Below are 19131 nucleotides of genomic sequence, written 5' to 3'. Positions count from 1 at the left end.
AATCGACCCACGCCATGCAGATCGCACCCAAGGGCGAACAGGCCCGCAGCAACGCCGCCCTGCCCAAGGCCCGCACCCTGATCGAGGCGCTGCCCTGGCTGGAGCGCTTCCACGGCAAGACCGTCGTCATCAAGTTCGGCGGCAACGCCATGGTCGACGAGGACCTCAAGGCCGCCTTCGCCCAGGACGTGGTCTTCCTCCGCTACGCCGGCCTGCACCCCGTCGTGGTGCACGGCGGCGGCCCGCAGATCAGCGCCCAGCTCGACAGGCTCGGCCTGGAGTCCTCGTTCACCGCCGGCCTGCGCGTCACCACCCCCGAGACCATGGACGTGGTCCGGATGGTGCTCGCCGGGCAGGTCCAGCGCGAACTCGTCGGCCTGCTCAACGCGCACGGCCCGTTCGCCGTCGGCATGACCGGCGAGGACGCGCACACCATGACCGCCGTCAAGCGCTACGCCGTGGTCGACGGCGAACAGGTCGACATCGGCCTGGTCGGCGACATCGTCAACATCGAGGCCGGCGCGGTCAAGGCCCTGATCGCCGACGGCCGGATCCCGGTCATCTCCTCGATCGCCCGCGGCGCCGACGGCCACATCTACAACATCAACGCCGACACCGCCGCCGCCGCGATGGCCGTCGCGCTCGGCGCCGAGATGCTGGTCGTGCTCACCGACGTCGAAGGCCTCTACAAGGACTGGCCGCACTCCGACGACGTGATCAGCCAGCTCAACGCCACCGAACTGGAGGAGATGCTGCCGACCCTGGCCAGCGGCATGCTCCCCAAGATGGAGGGCTGCCTGCGCGCCGTCCGCTCCGGCGTGGGCACCGCCCGCGTCCTGGACGGGCGGGTCCAGCACAGCCTGCTGCTGGAGATCTTCACCGACGAGGGCATCGGCACCATGGTCGTGCCCGACGACGACACCACCGTCCTGGGGGGCCTGGCATGAGCGACACACCGACCGGCAACGCGTCGATCACCGAGCGGTACCGCACCACCCTGATGCACAACTACGGCACCCCGCGGATCCCGCTGGTGCGCGGCGAAGGCGCCCTGCTGTGGGACGCCGACGGCAACGAGTACCTCGACCTGGTCGCCGGCATCGCCGTCAACGCGCTCGGCACCGCGCACCCCGCGATCGTCGAGGCCGTCACCGGGCAGATCACCACCCTCGGCCACGTCTCCAACCTGTTCATGGCCGAGCCGACCGTCCAACTCGCCGAGAAGCTCGTCGAGTTGGCCGGCCGCCCGGCCCGGGTGTTCTTCTGCAACTCCGGCGCCGAGGCCAACGAGGCCGCCTTCAAGATCTCCCGGCTGACCGGCCGCACCCACCTGGTCTCCGTCCAGGGCGCCTTCCACGGCCGCACCATGGGCGCCCTCGCGCTCACCGCCCAGCCCGCCAAGCAGGAACCCTTCAAGCCGCTGCCCGGCGACGTCACCCACGTCCCGCTCGGCGACATCGAGGCCCTGCGCCAGGCCGTCACCACCGACACCGCCGCCGTCTTCATCGAGCCCGTCCAGGGCGAGAACGGCGCCATCCCGATGCCCGACGGCTACCTGAGGGCCGCCCGCGAGATCACCCGCGCCACCGGCACCCTGCTGGTCATGGACGAGATCCAGACCGGCATCGGCCGCACCGGCCACTGGTACGCCCACCAGGCCGAGGACGGCGCCGACCCGGACATCGTCACCCTCGCCAAGGGCCTCGGCGGCGGCCTGCCGATCGGCGCCGTGCTCGCCTTCGGCGACGCCGGCGAACTGCTCGCCCCCGGCCAGCACGGCACCACCTTCGGCGGCAACCCCGTGGTCGCCGCGGCCGGCCTCGCCGTGCTGCGCACCATCGAGGAGCAGGGCCTGCTGGAGCACGCCGCCAAGCTCGGCGAGCGCCTGCGCCGCGGCATCGAGGCGATCGGCGACCCGCTGGTCGCGGAGGTCCGCGGCAAGGGCCTGCTGCTCGGCATCGTGCTCACCCGGCCGGTCGCCGACCGGGTCCAGGCCGCCGCGCAGGACGCCGGCTTCCTGGTCAACGCCGCCGTCAAGGACGCCGTCCGGCTCGTACCGCCGCTGATCCTCACCGAGGAACAGGCCGACCGCTTCCTCGCCGCGCTGCCCGCGATCCTCCGAACGGTCCGCGAAACCGCCCCCGGCGCGAACAGCTGAGCGTCTTTCAGGAGAATCTTCAGTTATGACCGAACCCCGTCCCGAGTTCCCCGCGGCAGGACCCACGCCGCAGGTCCCGCAGACCCGCACCGCGCGACACCGCCGGATCGTGGACCTGCTGACCCGTCAGCCCGTCCGCTCGCAGAGCCAGCTGGCCAAACTGCTCGCCGACGACGGACTCGTGGTCACCCAGGCCACCCTCTCCCGGGACCTGGACGAACTCGGCGCGGTGAAGATCCGCAACCGGGACGGCGCGCTCATCTACGCCGTCCCGGCCGAGGGCGGCGACCGCACCCCGCGCGCCCCCATGGGCGAGTCCGCCAGCGAGGCCCGGATGGCCCGGCTGGCGGGCGAGCTGATGGTCTCCGCGACCGCCTCCGGCAACCTGGTCGTGCTGCGCACCCCGCCCGGCGCCGCCCAGTTCCTGGCCTCCGCGATCGACACCGCCGAGGTGTTCGAGATCATCGGCACCATCGCCGGCGACGACACCGTGCTGCTGATCAGCCGCGACGCGGCCGGCGGGCAGGCGCTCGCCGACCACCTGATGCAGCTCGCCCAGGCCAAGTCGCAGTAGCCCTTTCCTCCGTTCGAGACCCACCGAGTGCCACCGGTTTGGCAATGCATACGCACTCGTGCATACTTATGCCTAACGCCGCATGAAACCTGTACTGAAGGAGAAAGCCGTGACTGAGCGCGTCGTACTCGCCTACTCGGGCGGTCTGGACACGTCCGTCTGCATCGGCTGGATCGCCGAGGAGACCGGCGCCGAGGTCATCGCCGTCGCGGTCGACGTCGGCCAGGGCGGCGAGGACCTGGAGGTCATCCGCCAGCGCGCGCTCGACTGCGGCGCCGTCGAGGCCGAGGTCGCCGACGCCCGCGACGAGTTCGCGAACGAGTACTGCCTGCCGGCCCTCAAGGCCAACGCCCTCTACCAGGGCCAGTACCCGCTGGTCTCCGCGCTGTCCCGCCCGGTGATCGTCAAGCACCTGGTCGCCGCCGCGCAGAAGCACGGCGCCACCACCGTCGCCCACGGCTGCACCGGCAAGGGCAACGACCAGGTCCGCTTCGAGGTCGGCATCCAGTCGCTGGCCCCGAACCTGAAGTGCATCGCCCCGGTCCGCGACTACGCGATGACCCGCGACAAGGCGATCGCCTTCGCCGAGGCCAAGAACCTCCCGATCGTCACCACCAAGAAGAACCCGTACTCGATCGACCAGAACGTCTTCGGCCGCGCCGTCGAGACCGGCTTCCTGGAAGACATCTGGAACGCCCCGATCGAGGACGTCTACGAGTACACCCAGAACCCGGCCACCCCGCGAGAGGCCGACGAGGTCGTCATCACCTTCGAGGCGGGCGTCCCGGTCGCCGTCGACGGCCGCAAGGTCACCGTCCTGCAGGCCATCGAGGAGCTGAACAAGCGGGCCGGCGCCCAGGGCATCGGCCGCCTCGACATGGTCGAGGACCGCCTGGTCGGCATCAAGTCCCGCGAGATCTACGAGGCCCCCGGCGCGATCGCCCTGATCACCGCCCACCAGGCCCTGGAGAACGTCACCGTCGAGCGCGAACTCGCCCGCTACAAGCGGCAGGTCGAGCAGCGCTGGGCCGAGCTGGTCTACGACGGCCTGTGGTTCTCCCCGCTCAAGCGCGCCCTGGACGGCTTCGTCAACGAGGCCAACCAGGCCGTCTCCGGCGAGATCCGGATGGTCCTGCACGGCGGCCGCGCCGTGGTCAACGGCCGCAAGTCCGACCAGTCGCTGTACGACTTCAACCTCGCCACCTACGACACCGGCGACACCTTCGACCAGTCCATGTCCAAGGGCTTCATCGAGATCTTCGGCATGTCCTCGAAGATCGCCGCCCGCCGCGACCTGGCCTGATCCACCCCCAGTACCTGCCCCGGCCGCCGTATCCGCCACGGTGGCCGGGGCACCTCCGCACCCAGACCCGCCTTCGAAGGAGCCCACGCGATGACCGCCGAACAGCCCGCAGACGTCCGCCTCTGGGGCGCGCGCTTCGCCGACGGCCCCTCCGAGGCCCTCGCCAAGCTCTCCGCCTCCGTCCACTTCGACTGGCGGCTCGCCCCCTACGACATCGCCGGCTCCAAGGCGCACGCCCGGGTCCTGCACCGGGCGGGCCTGCTCGGCGACGACGAACTGACCGGCATGCTCGGCGGGTTGGACCAGCTGCTGGCCGACGTCGAGTCCGGCGCGTTCGTCGGCACCGTCGCCGACGAGGACGTGCACACCGCCCTGGAGCGCGGCCTGCTGGAGCGCCTCGGCGCCGACCTCGGCGGCAAGCTGCGGGCCGGCCGCTCGCGCAACGACCAGATCGCCACGCTGTTCCGGATGTACCTGCGCGACCACGCCAGGACCATCGGCGCGCTGATCCTCGACCTCCAGCACGCCCTGGTCGGCCTCGCCGAGGCCCACCCGGACACCGCGATGCCCGGCCGCACCCACCTCCAGCACGCCCAGCCCGTGCTGTTCGCCCACCACGTGCTCGCGCACGTCCAGTCCCTCGGCCGGGACGCCGAGCGGCTGCGCCAGTGGGACACCCGCACCGCCGTCTCCCCGTACGGCTCGGGCGCGCTGGCCGGCTCCTCGCTGGGCCTCGACCCGCAGGCCGTCGCCGCCGAACTCGGCTTCGAGCGCGGCTCGGTGGGCAACTCCATCGACGGCACCGCCTCGCGCGACTTCGTCGCCGAGTTCGCCTTCGTCACCGCGATGATCGGCATCAACCTCTCGCGGATCGCGGAGGAGATCATCATCTGGAACACCAAGGAGTTCGGCTTCATCACGCTGCACGACGCCTTCTCCACCGGGTCGTCGATCATGCCGCAGAAGAAGAACCCCGACATCGCGGAGCTCGCCCGCGGCAAGTCCGGCCGCCTGATCGGCAACCTGACCGGCCTGCTCGCCACCCTCAAGGCGCTGCCGCTGGCCTACAACCGCGACCTCCAGGAGGACAAGGAGCCGGTCTTCGACTCCTGCGACACCCTGGAGGTCCTGCTCCCCGCCTTCACCGGCATGATCGCCACCCTCACCGTGCACCGCGAGCGCCTCGAAGAGCTCGCCCCGGCGGGCTTCTCGCTCGCCACCGACATCGCCGAGTGGCTGGTCAAGCAGGGCGTCCCGTTCCGCGTCGCGCACGAGGTGGCCGGCGCCTGCGTCAAGGTCTGCGAGGCCGAGGGCATCGAGCTGTCCGACCTGACGGACGAGCAGTTCGCCGCCATCTCCGCCCACCTGACGCCGGACGTCCGCAGCGTGCTGTCCGTCCACGGCGCGATCGCCTCCCGCAACGGCCGCGGCGGCACCGCCCCCTCGGCGGTCGCCGTGCAGCTCGCCGAGATCAAGCAGGACCTGGCCGCCCAGCAGGCCTGGCTCGGCTGAACCCGCAGCATCCCGAAACCCCTCCCAGGGCACCCGACACGCGTTCGTCGTCGGGCCCCGGGAGGGGTTTTCTGCCTAGGGTGGCCCCATGGCCGACGCAGCCGTGGCGCTTGCCGAGGGGTTCCGGGGGCAGATCGTGGTGCCCGGGGACGCGGAGTACGACCGGGCGCGGGGGGTGTGGAACGCGGCGGTCGACCGCCGGCCCGAGGTGATCGCCCGCTGCACCGGCGTCGCGGACGTGCTCCAGGCCGTCGCGGTGGCCCGGGAGCACGGACTGCCGGTGGCGGTGCGCGGCGCGGGCCACAGCGTGGCGGGGCTGGGGACGGGCGAGGGCGCGCTGCTGATCGACCTGTCCGGCCTGACGGGGGTGCGGGTGGACCCGGAGCGGCGGACCGCCCGGGCGCAGCCGGGGGCGACCTGGGGCGGCTTCGACCACGAGACGCAGGCGTTCGGCCTGGCCACGCCGGGGGCGCCGTACTCGGGGGCGGGCATCGCGGGGACCACGCTCGGCGGCGGCATCGGCTGGCTGACCCGGGCGTACGGCCTGACCTGCGACAACCTGGTCGAGGCGGACGTGGTGACGGCCGAGGGCCGGCTGCTGACGGCGAGTGCGGCCTCGCACCCGGAGCTGTTCGCGGGGCTGCGCGGCGGCGGCGGGAACTTCGGGGTGGTCACCTCCTTCACGTACCGGCTGCACCGGGTGGGCCCGCACCTGCTGTGCGGGGCGCTGTACCTGCCGGGGGAGGCGCTGGCGGCGACGGTGGCGGCGGTGCGGGACTTCATGGCGCAGGCCCCGGACGGACTGACGGTGTGCTGCGAGTTCGGCCACGCGCGCGGGGTGCCGGAGCTGCCGGCGGGGCCGGCGGTGCGGATCGGCCTGTGCTGGGCCGGGCGGGCGGACCGCGGCCGGGAGGTGGTGGCGCCGCTGCGCGCCCTGCCGGGCGTGGTCGCGGACACCGTGCAGACCCGCCCGTACACGCTGTGGCAGCAGATGCTGGACACCGGCCGAGGCCCGGGCGCGGGGGTGTTCGGCCGGTCGGAGTTCCTGTCGGTGCTGGACGACGCGGCGATCGACCGGCTGGCGGAGCAGGTCGTCGCCCTGCCCTCGTCGGACGCCCACGCGCAACTGGCGTTCCTGGGAGGTGCGGTGGCCCGGGTGGGCGCGGAGGACAGCGCGTACACCTACCGGCAGGCCCCGTACCTGCTGAGCGCGGTGGGCCGCTGGACCACGGGCCCGGCCCAGCCGCAGGTGGCGTGGGTGCGGCAGTGCCTGGAGGCGATGCGGCCGTTCTCCTCGGGCGGGGCGTACGTGAACCTGATGGGCCTGGAGGGGCAGGGCCGGGTGGTGGAGGCGTACGGGCTGGCGAAGTACGAGCGGCTGGTGGCGCTGAAGGACCACTACGATCCGGGGAACCTGTTCCGGGTGAACCAGAACATTCGCCCGAGCGGGTGAACGGGGGCGTGCGCGGGGCGCGTGACGCTCGCCACGTCGGGCATCCGGGAGGTTGAGAGAAGCGGTCGCCTGGGTAGAGCGGTGGCGAACGTCTCTCTTGACGGTAGTCCGACCGTCCGGATACTGAGCCCGAGCGCGTCAGTTCCGGCGTCCCGGACCACCGTCCGGTGGGACGTGACGCGCTTTTCCCGGGCCGGGCCGATCCCCGTCCGGGCACACCTCGGACAAGGCCGGTGCCGGACCCTCACTCGCGCGCGCCGGGCGATTGACGATGGAGGCCCCATCCATGGGCATGAGTGTGATCATCGCAGCGGCACGACCGGATGAAGCGGAGCAGATCCTCAAGCTCCAGTACCTCGGCTACCAGAGCGAGGCGGAGCTGTACAGCGACTGGACCCTCGACCCGCTGACCCAGAGCCTGGAGAGCCTCCAGGCCGAACTCGCCGAGCGCCGCGTCCTGGTGGCCCGCCTCGGCGACGAGGTGGTCGGCTCGGTGCGCGGCTGGGTGGACGAGGCCGGCGTCGGCCAGATCGGCCGCCTGGTGGTGCATCCGCGGATGCAGCGGCACGGCCTGGGCCGCCGCCTGCTGAGCGGGCTGGAGGCCCGGCTCGCCCAGGACGGCGCGGGCCGCTTCGAGCTGTTCACCGGCCACCGCAGCCTCGGCAACCTGCGGCTGTACCGCAGCCTCGGCTACCAGGAGACCGAGGTGCGCGAGGTCTCCCGCCGGCTGTCGATCGTCACCCTGGCCAAGCCCGGCGAGGCCTCGCTGGCGGCCTGAAGCACCCGCGCGGCACCCGAACCGGACATCGGTCGGGTGCCGCAGCGCTTGTCCCGCAAGGGTCGTGTCCGCATGCCGGACAGGGCGTCCTGGGAATTGGGACGTTCACCAATTGTCTGATTTACTGGGTTCCATGACCACGACGACGACATGCATCCCCACCGGCGCGACGCCGGCAGGTGAGCGACGCATGTGCCGTCGAATGCGTCGAATGTGTTGTCGCTGAGGGCTTCTGCCCAGCGCCCGCTGACGTTCCGCCCGCCGATGAACCGTCGAGGCCGCGCCCACGCGCGGCCCGTCCGACCGGCGGCCGTGACCGACACGACGTCAGCCCCCCGATCTTCCTCCCGGCACCAGGTGCCGTTCCCCGCCATTGGCGCGGATGTCCGCACGGCCGTCCGCTGACGAACAGATGGAAGCAGCTGTGATCACCACCAAGGGCCTGACCAAGGTCTACCGCTCCCGGGGACGCGACGTCCGGGCGCTGGACGACGTCGACCTGCACGTCCGGGAGGGCGAGGTCTTCGGGGTCGTCGGCACCAGCGGCGCCGGCAAGTCCACCCTGATCCGGTGCGTCAACCTGCTGGAGCGCCCCACCTCCGGCACCGTCACCGTGGACGGCGTCGAGCTGACCGCGCTGGCCGGCAGCGAGCAGCGGGCCGGCCGCGAACTGCGCGAGGCCCGGCGGAAGATCGGCATGGTGTTCCAGCACTTCAACCTGCTGTCCTCGCGCACCGTGCAGCAGAACGTCGAACTGCCGCTGGAGATCATCGGCCTGGACCGGCGCGACCGCCGCCGCAAGGCCGCCGAACTGCTCGACCTGGTCGGCCTCGCCGACAAGGCCGGCAGCTACCCGGCCCAGCTGTCCGGCGGCCAGAAGCAGCGCGTCGGCATCGCCCGCGCCCTGGCCGGCGACCCCAAGGTGCTGCTCTCCGACGAGGCCACCAGCGCCCTCGACCCGGAGACCACCCGCTCGATCCTGGAGCTGCTGCGCGACCTCAACCAGCAGCTCGGCCTCACCGTGCTGCTGATCACCCACGAGATGGACGTCATCAAGTCGGTCTGCGACTCCGCGGCCCTGATGCGCGGCGGCCGGGTCGTGGAGACCGGGCAGCTCACCGACCTGCTCGCGGACGGCCACTCGCGGATCGCCCGCGACCTGTTCCCGCTCGGCGACTTCGGCTCCGGACACCCCGACCGCACCGTCCTGGAGATCACCTTCCAGGGCGACGCGCCCGCCCAGCCGTTCGTCTCCCAGCTGGCCCGCACCTACCAGATCGACATCAACATCCTCGGCGCCGCCGTGGAGACCATCGCCGGTCGCCTGGTCGGCCGGATGCGGGTCGAGTTGCCCGGCAGCCACACCGACAACGTGGTGCCGATCGGCTACCTGCGCCAACAGGGACTCCAGGTGGACGTCCTCGACCTGTCGAACGGAGCGGCGGCATGACCTGGGACCGGATGCAGGAACTGATGTGGCCCGCCACCTGGGAGACCCTCGGCATGGTCGGCCTGGCCGGCCTCGCCAGCCTGGTGGTCGGCCTGCCGCTCGGGCTGCTGCTGGTGCTCACCGGCAAGGGCGGCCTGCTCCAGAACCAGGCCGTCAGCCGGGTGCTCGGGGTGATCGTCAACGTCGGGCGCTCCATCCCGTTCGTCATCCTGCTCGTCGCGGTGATCCCGTTCACCAAGCTGGTCGCGGGCGGCAGCTCGCTCGGCTGGCAGGCCGCCACCGTCCCGCTCGCCATCGGCGCCATCCCGTTCTTCGCCCGGCTGGTGGAGACCTCGGTGCGCGAGGTGGACGGCGGGCTGATCGAGGCGCTCAAGGCGATGGGCGCCGGCACCGGCACCATCGTCCGCAAGACCCTGCTGCCGGAGAGCCTGCCCTCGCTGGTCTCCGCCTTCACCACCACGCTGATCGCCCTGATCGGGTACTCCGCGATGGCCGGCGTGGTCGGCGGCGGCGGTCTCGGCGACCTCGCCATCCGCTACGGCTACCAGCGCTTCGAGACCGCCTTCATGTGGGTCATCGTCGCCGAGATCGTGATCATCGTCACCGCGCTGCAACTGCTCGGCGACCTGATCGCCCGCCGGCTCTCCCACCGCGGCAACTACCGCAGCCCGCTGAGCTTCCTCCGTCCCGCGAAGGCCGCGCCGAGCGCGCCGCGTACGGAGAAGACGGCAGAGGACCTCGTCTCCTCCCCCTGACCACCGCTCCCCACCAGGAGCGGCCCCCGGCCCACCCGGGCCGTTCGCACCCGCAGAAAGGCACTTTTCGTGCGTAAGTTTCTGAAGACCACCGTCCTGACCGCCACCGCCGCCGGCCTCGTCGTCGGCCTCACCGCCTGCTCCAGCGGTGGCAGCTCCGACTCCGCCGCCTCGGCCGACCCCAACAAGCCCCTGGTGGTCGCCGCCAGCTCCACCCCGCACGCGCAGATCCTCAAGTTCGTGCAGGACAACCTGGCGGCCCAGGCCGGCCTCAAGCTGGACATCAAGGAGGTCAGCGACTACGTGACCCCCAACACCTCGGTCCAGGACGGATCCGCGGACGCGAACTTCTTCCAGCACCAGCCCTACCTGGACGACTTCAACAAGAAGAACGGCACCGACGTGGTCTCCGTCGAGACCGTCCACCTGGAGCCGCTCGGCGTCTACTCCAAGAAGGTCAAGAGCATCGCCGACCTCAAGGACGGCGCCCAGATCGCCGTCCCGAGCGACGCCACCAACGAGGGCCGGGCGCTCAAGCTGCTCGCCGACAACAACGTCATCACCCTCAAGGACGGCGCCGGCACCACCGCCACCGCCGACGACATCGCCTCCAACCCCAAGCACCTGAAGTTCAAGGAGCTGGAGGCCGCCCAGCTGCCGCGCTCCCTGGACGACGTCGACGCCGCCGTCATCAACGGCAACTACGCGCTCGGCGCCAACCTCAAGCCGTCCACCGACGCGCTGGTGCTGGAGAAGGCCCAGGGCAACCCGTACGCCAACATCCTGGCCGTCAAGAAGGGCCACCAGGACGACCCGCGGGTCAAGAAGCTCGCCGAGCTGCTGCACTCCGACGCGGTGAAGAAGTACATCGAGGACACCTTCCAGGGCGCCGTCGTCCCCGCGTTCTGAGCCGCGCCCTGATCGACGCTCAGCCCTCACGGTGCCCCCGGCCTCCCCGCCGGGGGCACCGTGCTGACGAGCCGTGAGGCCCGGAACAGGTACGCTGACACGCCCGAAGAGGGCGGGGCGTACGGTGTGTCCACGACCCGGCGAGGAGAGACGGCATGGTTGCGAACTTCCCCGAGACAGCCATCAGCACCGACCGGCTGCTGCTGCGCGCCCTTGAGGAACAGGACGCCCCCGGCCTGACCGCGATGCTCTCCGACGAACTCGTCCAGACCTGGACCGGGTACCCCCGGCCCTACGGCCGCGCCGACGCCCACGACCTGATCACCCGTCAGGCGCCCGAACGCCGCGCCCGCGGGCGCGGAATCGTTTTCGCCGTCACCGAACACCTCACCCAGCGCCTGGTCGGCCTGCTCGAACTCGACCGCACCGACTGGCACCTGCGCGCCGCCGAGGTCCGCTACGTCACCGCCCCCTGGGCCCGCGGCGAGGGCTACGCCCCCGAAGCCGTCCTCGGCACCGCCCAGTGGCTGTTCGAGGACCGCGGCTTCCAGCGCCTCGAACTGCGCACCGCCGCCGGCAACACCGCCGCCCAGCAGGTCGCCCAGAAGACCGGCGCGATCAGCGAAGGCGTGCTCCGCAACGCCGCGATAGTCCGCGGCGGTGAATGGGGCCCCGGCCCGGAGGAACACACCGACCTGATCGTGTGGAGCCTGCTCCCCGAGGACCTCGACCCGCCGGAACCCGCCCACCCCGCCGACCGGCCGCACGCCCTGCGCCGCTGAACGCGCCCCGGGCGCGCGCCACTGCTCCGCACCACCCCCGCCAGGCGGTAGCCTCTGCCCCAGGGAGCGCCGGACAGCACCAGCGGCATCCCTCACCAGGGGCGGAACACGGCATAGGGAGAACAGCCGCAGATGGCTGACCGGATCACGGTCATCGGGTGGGACGGCACACCACTGACCCAGGCAGCCGCCGGCGCACTCGCCGCAGCCACCCTGGTCGCCGGAGCGGGCTACCAGCTCGCCGCTCTCCCCGTCCCCGAACGCGCCGAACGCATCGGCCTCGGCGACCTGCGGGCCGCCGCCCGCCGCCTCGCCGACCACCGCGGCACCGCCGTCGTCGTCGCCGAGGGGGACCCGGGCTTCTTCGGCGTCGTCCGCACCCTGCGCCGCCCCGAGTACGGCCTCGAACTCGAAGTGCTGCCCGCCGTCTCCTCGGTGGCCGCCGCCTTCGCCCGGGCCGGCATGCCCTGGGAGGACGCCCAGGTGGTCTCCGCGCACGGCGGACGGCTGCGCCGCGCCGCCAACATCTGCCGCGCCCACCCCAAGGTCGCCGTCCTCACCACCGCCGACGCCGGCCCCAGCGAACTCGCCCTGATGCTGCGCGGCGTCCCGCGCACCTTCGTGGTCTGCGAAGCCCTCGGCACCCCCGAGGAGGACGTCACCGTCCTCACCTCCGAACGCGTCCCCGACCACGACTGGCGCGACCCCTCCGTCGTCCTGGTCATCGGCAACGTCCCGCCCACCGAGGCCGCCGCCGGCTGGCTGGCCGGCAAACCCCTCGACCACCCCGGACCGCAGCGCGGCTGGGCGCTCCCCAACAGGGCGTACGCCGGCGCGGACGCCGACACCAGGCGCCCCCGCGCACTGCCCCCGCACGTCCGCGCGCTGGCCCTCGCCCGCCTCGCGCCCACCCCCGGCGACCTGCTGTGGACCGTCGGCGCCGGCGACGGCGCGCTCGCCGTCGAAGCCGCCCGGTTCGGCGCCGCCGTGGTCGCCGTCGAAGCCGAACCCGCCGACTGCGCCCGGATCGCCGCCAACGCCCGCAAGGCCGGCGTCGAGATCGAGACCGCCACCGGCACCGGACCCGACGTCCTCGGCGTCCTCCCCGAACCCGACGCCGTCGCCGTCGAACACGGCGGCCCCGCCATGGTCCGCGCCGTCGTCGCCCGCAAACCCGAACGCGTCGTCGCCGTCGCCCGCAGCCTCGCCGAAGCCGGCGAGACCCGACAGATCCTCGACGCCGCCGGCTACCGCACCGACGGCCTGCTGCTCCAGTCCGCCCCGCTGCGCGCCGAACCGGCCGGCGGCGCCGGCCCCTCCTTCGGACGCGGCGACTACACCCTGCTGATCTGGGGCGAACCGCAGGACTGACCGGGCGTCCGCAATCCCGACCGGCTGTCGGACCCCGACGGTACGGTGATCCCCGTCGCATCCGGACAGGGTTTCGAGAACGGTTCGGCCGTGCCCGGTAGGGTTTTCCCCGGGGGCATCACGTCAAGGCGGCAACGTGTCCGATTCGGCACGTTTGCCACCGATTTGACGGGCTGCAACCCGAACGGCCCGCTTCGCGGGCATTCGACGTGGTGCGCACCCGCCCGGAAGAATGCCGTGAGGGTCCGAAAGCGGCCGCGCCGTCGTGCCGGTTGCCCGGGGCTGTCGTTGTTTCTGATGGCACGCCACCCCTGAGGGTGACGACCGATGGACCAAGGGACGGGTCGGTGCGGCTCCGCCCCGGCGAAGTGGGCGGGACCTCCGGGACACCCGCCGAGGACGCGCAAGCGGCCTGGAAGGAGCATTGACATGACCGACGGCGGCCACGCCCCCCACGCCGGTCCCCTCGCGCCCGAAACCGGGCCCGGCGGACCCGTCCCGGAGCACCACCTCGGCGCGCCCCTTCCGCCGGCCGCCGCCGGATGGCACGGCGAACAGCGGCCCGCGTACACCTTCCTCGACCAGCCCGACGGCGACGAGGACGATGACGTCCTGCTGATGCCCGCCCCGCAGACCGCCTGGGGCGACAACGTGCACGGCACCGTCGACGCGACCGAGCCGACCGACGGCCCTGCTGCGGGCGAGCCGGGTGTCGAACAGCCGCCCGGCACCCCCGTCGCACCGTCCTGGCCGCCGCTCGCCCCGCCCGTGCTCACCGCGGAGACGCCGGCCGAGCAGGCCGCGCCGGCGGTCGCCGCCCCGGCGGCCGGTGCCCCGCAGGCGCAGCCCGCCGCCGGCCCGCTGTTGACGCCCCCTCACCAGCGCCGCCCGCTGCACGCCGGGCCGCCGATCCCGGACCCGTCGCTGATGACCGGTCACGTCCCGGTCCGCTCGCTGGCCGACCGCGGCCCGTCCACCCCCGGCGGCACGCCCGCCTTCGGGGTGCCGATGGTCACCGCCGAAACGGTGCAGCAGCCGCAGGCCGCGCAGGCCCAGGCGGTGCCGGCCGCGCCGGTGCCGGTGCCCGCGCCCGTGCAGCCGGAGGTGGTGGAGGCCGCCGCAGCTGCGATCGTCGCCGAGTCGGTCGCGCCTGCCACGCCTGCCGCGCCCGTGGTGCCCGCTGAGGAGACGCCTGCGGCGGAGACGCCCGCCGCGGAGCCCGAGGTCGCCGCCGCGCAGCCGATCGCCGTCGAGCCGGTGCCTGCCGAGCCGGTGGCCGCCGAGCCGATCGCGGTGGCCCCCGTCGCGGCCGAGCCTGCGCCCGCCGAGGCCCCGGCGCAGCCGGAGGCCGTCGTGGTCGCCGCGCCCGTCGCCAACCTGACGCCCGTGTTCGTGGAGCCGGTCGAGCCCGCCGCGACCGCGACCGTCCCGGCGCCCGCGGCCGAGCAGCCCGCAGCCGAGCAGTCCGCCGCCGAGGCCCCGGCCGCCGAGCAGCCCGCCGTCGTCGAGCCGCAGTCCGCCGCGGTCGAGCCGGTGGCGGAGGCACCCGCCGTCGAGGCGCCTGCCGTCGAAGCGGCTCCGGCGGAGGCACAGGCTGCCGAGGCGCCCGCCACCGAAGCGCCCGCCACCGAAGCGCCGGTCGCCGACGCCCCGGCTGCGGAGGCCCCGGCCGCCACCGACGCCGAGCCCGAGGCCGAACCGGCCGCCGAGCCGGTTGAGGCCGAGCCGACTGCCGCCGAAGCGGCTGACGCGCCGTCGGAGCCGCAGCCCGAGCCCGCCGCTGCTGATGCCCCGTCGGCCGAGCAGCCGGAAGCGGCCCCGACCGCCGAACAGCCGGTCACCGAGCAGCCGGTCACCGAGCAGCCGACTGCCGAGCCGTCGCCCGAGCAGCCCGCCCCGCAGGCGGCCGAGCCGGAGACTCCGGACGCCGAAGCCGTGCCGCAGCAGCAGCCGATCCCCGCGCAGGCCGCGAAGCCCGCCGGACGGGGTGCGCACCGCCGCATCTCGGCGTTCCTCGCCGCGCCCGCAGGTCTGCCGGTTCTGGAGCCGCAGCCCGCCGTGGAGACGCCCGAGCCCGCTGCCGAGGCCGCCGCGGAAGCGGAGGCCGCCGCGCCCGTCCAGCCGGTGGAGGCCGAGACCCCGGCCGAGCCCGCCGCCGAGACGCCGGAGCCGACCGCCGAGCAGACCCCCGAGGCCGCCGCCGAGCCGCAGCCCGACGCCGAGGCCGCCCCGGAGCCCGCCGGCGAGCCCGTCGCCGAGACCGCTGCGGAGCCCGCCGAAGCCGCCGAGCCCACCGAACTCGCCGTGTCCGAGCAGCCCGCAGCGGCCACCGAGCCCGTCGACGCCGACGCGCCTGCCGCAGTCGAGCCCGAGGCCGTCCCGCAGACCGAGGCCGAGCCCGAGACCGCTGAAGCCCCCGAGGCCGAGACCGCCGAGACCGCCGAGACTGCCGAAGCCCCCGAGACCGCCGAAGCCCCCGAGACCCCCGAGGCCGACCGCGGCCCCGCCGCGCCCGGGTACGACGAGGCCGGCCGGGACGCCGTGCACCAGGTGATCCGGGAGCGCCGGGACATCCGCAACGGCTTCCGGCCGGACCCGATTCCGCACGAGGTGCTGATCCGGGTGCTGGAGGCGGCGCACACCGCGCCGAGCGTCGGCTACTCGCAGCCGTGGGACTTCGTGGTGATCCGGTCGGCGAAGACCCGCAAGAAGATGCACGGGCTGGCGGAGCGTCAGCGCGAGGCGTACGCGGACTCGCTGCCCAAGGGCCGGGCCAAGCAGTTCAAGGAAATCAAGATCGAGGCGATCCTCGAGACGCCGGTCAACATCGTGGTGACCGCCGACCGCACCCGCGGCGGCCGGCACACGCTGGGCCGGCACACCCAGCCGCAGATGGCCCCGTACTCGGCGGCCCTGGCGGTGGAGAACCTGTGGCTGGCGGCTCGCGCCGAGGGGCTGGGCGTCGGCTGGGTGAGCTTCTTCGACGAGGAGGAGCTGGTCCGCGAACTCGGTCTGCCCGAGCACCTGGAGGTCGTCGCCTACCTGTGCGTCGGCTTCGTGGACGCCTTCCCGGACGAGCCGGAGCTGGAGCAGCAGGGCTGGGCGAAGAAGCGCCCGCTGTCCTGGGTGGTGCACGAGGAGCAGTACGGCAACCGCGCGCTGCCCGGCGAGGAGCCGCACGACCTGCTGTCCGACACGCTGCGCGGGATTCGCCCGCTGGACGCCAAGGCGCTCGGCGAGGCGTGGGACCGGCAGAAGCGGATGACCAAGCCCGCCGGGTCGCTCGGCGTGCTGGAGATCATCGCGGCGCAGCTGTCCGGCCTGGCCCGGCAGTGCCCGCCGCCGATCCCGGAGCCGGGCTGCGTGGCGATCTTCGCCGGCGACCACGGGGTGCACGCCCAGGGCGTGACGCCGTGGCCGCAGGAGGTCACCGCGCAGATGGTCGGGAACTTCCTGGCCGGGGGAGCGGTGGTCAACGCGTTCGCCGCGCAGATCGGCACCGAGGTGTGCGTGGTGGACGTCGGCGTGGCCGCCGAGCTGCCGGACGCCGTCCAGAACGGCCGCACCACCGGTCTTCTGCCGCGTAAGGTCAAGCCCGGCACCGACGACATGACGCAGGGCCCGGCGATGAGCCGGGACGAGGCCGTCCGTGCCGTCGAGGTCGGCATCGAGACCGCCCGCGACCTGGTCGCGGCCGGCAACAAGGTGCTGATCACCGGCGACATGGGCATCGCCAACACCACCGCCTCCGCCGCGCTGATCTCGGTGTTCACCGGGACCGACCCGGCCGAGGTGACCGGGCGCGGCACCGGCATCGACGACGCCACCCACGCCCGCAAGGTCGAGGTGGTCCGGCAGGCCCTGGAGCTGCACAAGCCGGACCCGGCCGACCCGATCGGCGTGCTCGCCGCCGTCGGCGGGCTGGAGCACGCCGCGATCGCCGGCTTCCTGCTGGGCGCGGCCTCGCTGCGCATCCCGGTGATCCTGGACGGCGTGATCGCCGGTTCGGCCGCGCTGGTCGCCAAGGCCATCGCGCCGGAGGTGCTGGCGGCCTGCATCGCCGGGCACCGCTCCGCCGAGCCGGGCCACCAGGCCGCGCTCGCCCGGCTCGGCCTGCGCCCGCTGATCGACCTGGACCTGCGGCTCGGCGAGGGCACCGGTGCCCTGCTCGCCCTGCCGCTGGTGCAGAGCGCCGCCCGGGCGATGCACGATGTAGCCACCTTCGACTCCGCCGGGGTCACCGAGAAGGCCTGATCCACCGGACGGGCCGCCCCCTCGTACGAAGGGGCGGCCCGTCGACCCGTACCCGGCCCGAGCGGCCCGTACCCGGCCCGAGGGCGCGCCCGGTACGGGGCTCACCGCACCGCCGCCCACCCAGGAGCACCTCCCGATGACCGCGCCGCACCCGCACCCCTCCACCCAGGGCCTCACCCCGTACCCCGTCGGCCTGCTGCTGGCCGGCCGCCGCGTCGTGGTGATCGGCGGCGGCCAGGTCGCCCAGCGCCGACTGCCCGCGCTGATCGCCGCCGGCGCCGACCTGCACCTGATATCTCCGGCCACCACCCCCGCCGTCTCCGCGATGGCCGACGCCGGTGAACTGACCTGGCACCGGCGCCCCTACGCGGACGGCGACCTGGCCGACACCTGGTACGTGCTGGTCGCCACCGACGACCCGGACGTCAACACCGCGGTCTCCGCCGAGGCCGAGCGCCTGCGGGTGTTCTGCTCCCGCAGCGACGACGCCTCCGCCGCCACCGCCTGGACGCCCGCCTCCGGCCACGACGCCGGCGCGACGGTGGCCGTCCTCACCGGCGACCCCCGGCACTCCGCCGCCCTCCGCGACTCCATCGTGGCCGGCCTGCGCGACGGCTCGCTGGCCGCCCGCCAGTACCGCGCCCGCGGCGCGGGCGTCGCCCTGGTCGGCGGCGGCCCCGGCGACCCCGACCTGATCACGGTGCGCGGCCGCCGCCTGCTCGCCGACGCCGACGTGGTCGTGGCCGACCGGCTCGCCCCGCGCGAACTGCTCGCCGAACTCCCGCCGCACGTCGAGGTGATCGACGCCTCGAAGATCCCCTACGGCCGGTACATGGCCCAGGAGGCGATCAACCGGACCCTGATCGAACACGCCAAGGCCGGCCGGTTCGTGGTCCGCCTCAAGGGCGGCGACCCGTACGTCTTCGGCCGCGGCGGCGAGGAACTGCTCGCCTGCCTGGACGCCGGCGTGCCCGTCACCGTCGTCCCCGGCATCTCCTCCTCGATCAGCGTCCCGGCCGCTGCCGGCATCCCCGTCACCCATCGCGGCCTCACCCACGAGTTCACCGTCATCTCCGGCCACGTCGGCCCCGGCGAACGCTCCCTCACCAACTGGCAGGCCGTCGCCGGCATGACCGGCACCCTGGTCCTGCTGATGGCCGTCGACAAGATCGCCGCGATCGCAGCCGAACTCATCACCCACGGCCGCCCCGCCGACACCCCCGTCGCCGTCGTCCAGGAGGGCACCACCGCGGCCCAGCGCCGCATCGACGCCACCCTCGCCACCATCGGCGACACCGTCCGCGCCGAGGGCATCAAGCCCCCGGCGGTCATCGTCATCGGCGACGTCGTCAACATCCTGGGCTAGCCGGCAACGCAGGCGGGCGCGAAACCAGAGGCTCGGGGTGCGAATCCAGGGGCTCGGGGAACGGCGAGGCCAGGTCTGCCGGCGGCCAACGGGGCGCGAGGCGTTCCGCCGTTTCGGGCCCCCGTCTTGAGGCCCGCCGCTGCCATGGCCATCTGCTGTCCCCGCTCAGCCCCGTCAGGGGCTCGGGGAACGGCGAGGCCAGGTCTGCCGGCGATCAACGGGGTGCGAGGCGTTCCGCCGTTTCCGGTCCCCGTCTTGAGGCCCGCCGCTGCCATGGCCATCTGCTGTCCCCGCTCAGCCCCGTCAGGGGCTCGGGGAACGGCGAGGCCAGGTCTGCCGGCGGCCAACGGGGTGCGAGGCGTTCCGCCGTTTTCGGTCCCCGCCGTAAGGCCCGCCGCAGCCATGGCCAACCGCTGTCTCCGACCACCAGCAACAGGACCTCGCCGTTCCCCGAGCCCCTGATTAC

The 19131-nt window shown here is 73.5% G+C and carries 14 protein-coding genes; all 14 read left to right on the top strand.

Translation table 11 applies throughout. The features are described from left to right. Window positions 1–14: 14 nt before the first annotated feature. The gene (gene argB / locus ACIQF6_RS29530) at window positions 15–947 is read left to right on the top strand and encodes an acetylglutamate kinase (RefSeq protein ID WP_400900378.1); all 933 of its coding nucleotides are present in this window, start codon (window positions 15–17) and stop codon (window positions 945–947) included. Beyond that, the gene (locus ACIQF6_RS29525; RefSeq protein WP_400900376.1) at window positions 944–2158 is read left to right on the top strand and encodes an acetylornithine transaminase; all 1215 of its coding nucleotides are present in this window, start codon (window positions 944–946) and stop codon (window positions 2156–2158) included. The genes argB and ACIQF6_RS29525 overlap by 4 nt, the downstream gene beginning before the upstream one ends. A gap of 25 nt (window positions 2159–2183) precedes the next feature. Then, window positions 2184–2732, top strand: a complete 549-nt coding sequence (locus tag ACIQF6_RS29520) for an arginine repressor (RefSeq protein WP_400900374.1) — start codon at window positions 2184–2186, stop codon at window positions 2730–2732. A gap of 109 nt (window positions 2733–2841) precedes the next feature. Continuing rightward, the gene (locus ACIQF6_RS29515) at window positions 2842–4035 is read left to right on the top strand and encodes an argininosuccinate synthase (protein WP_400900372.1); all 1194 of its coding nucleotides are present in this window, start codon (window positions 2842–2844) and stop codon (window positions 4033–4035) included. A 90-nt stretch (window positions 4036–4125) separates the two neighbouring features. After that, a complete protein-coding gene (gene argH / locus ACIQF6_RS29510; protein WP_400900370.1) occupies window positions 4126–5547 on the top strand; it encodes an argininosuccinate lyase in 1422 nt (473 codons plus the stop codon). An 88-nt stretch (window positions 5548–5635) separates the two neighbouring features. Beyond that, window positions 5636–7000 (top strand): FAD-binding oxidoreductase, encoded by a 1365-nt coding sequence (locus ACIQF6_RS29505; protein WP_400900368.1) that lies wholly within the window; start codon window positions 5636–5638, stop codon window positions 6998–7000. A 286-nt stretch (window positions 7001–7286) separates the two neighbouring features. Further along, window positions 7287–7778: a GNAT family N-acetyltransferase gene (locus ACIQF6_RS29500; protein WP_400900366.1), complete on the top strand. Its 492-nt coding sequence runs from the start codon at window positions 7287–7289 to the stop codon at window positions 7776–7778. A 424-nt stretch (window positions 7779–8202) separates the two neighbouring features. Beyond that, entirely contained in the window at window positions 8203–9228 is a 1026-nt protein-coding gene (locus ACIQF6_RS29495) for a methionine ABC transporter ATP-binding protein (RefSeq protein WP_400900364.1), read from the top strand. Then, the gene (locus ACIQF6_RS29490) at window positions 9225–9983 is read left to right on the top strand and encodes a methionine ABC transporter permease (protein ID WP_400900361.1); all 759 of its coding nucleotides are present in this window, start codon (window positions 9225–9227) and stop codon (window positions 9981–9983) included. Before ACIQF6_RS29495 ends, ACIQF6_RS29490 begins: the two co-directional genes overlap by 4 nt. Window positions 9984–10052: 69 nt before the next feature. Further along, window positions 10053–10892 carry a MetQ/NlpA family ABC transporter substrate-binding protein gene (locus ACIQF6_RS29485; RefSeq protein WP_400900359.1) on the top strand — a complete coding sequence of 280 codons (840 nt, stop codon included), beginning with the start codon at window positions 10053–10055 and terminating at the stop codon, window positions 10890–10892. A gap of 155 nt (window positions 10893–11047) precedes the next feature. Then, on the top strand, window positions 11048–11674 hold the full coding sequence (locus ACIQF6_RS29480) for a GNAT family N-acetyltransferase (RefSeq protein ID WP_400900357.1): 627 nt from the start codon (window positions 11048–11050) through the stop codon (window positions 11672–11674). 132 nt (window positions 11675–11806) lie between these two features. Continuing rightward, the gene (gene cbiE / locus ACIQF6_RS29475) at window positions 11807–13045 is read left to right on the top strand and encodes a precorrin-6y C5,15-methyltransferase (decarboxylating) subunit CbiE (RefSeq protein WP_400900355.1); all 1239 of its coding nucleotides are present in this window, start codon (window positions 11807–11809) and stop codon (window positions 13043–13045) included. A 429-nt stretch (window positions 13046–13474) separates the two neighbouring features. Then, window positions 13475–17299, top strand: coding sequence for a nicotinate-nucleotide--dimethylbenzimidazole phosphoribosyltransferase (gene cobT, locus ACIQF6_RS29470; RefSeq protein ID WP_400900353.1), 3825 nt, complete (start codon window positions 13475–13477; stop codon window positions 17297–17299). Window positions 17300–17435: 136 nt separating this feature from the next. Beyond that, window positions 17436–18665 (top strand): uroporphyrinogen-III C-methyltransferase, encoded by a 1230-nt coding sequence (cobA, locus tag ACIQF6_RS29465; protein ID WP_400900351.1) that lies wholly within the window; start codon window positions 17436–17438, stop codon window positions 18663–18665. Window positions 18666–19131 lie beyond the last annotated feature (466 nt).

Origin of the sequence: Kitasatospora sp. NPDC092948 (assembly GCF_044754805.1) — a bacterium.
In the GTDB taxonomy this organism is placed as follows: Bacteria; Actinomycetota; Actinomycetes; order Streptomycetales; family Streptomycetaceae; genus Kitasatospora.
This window is presented reverse-complemented; position numbering and strand designations above follow the sequence as displayed.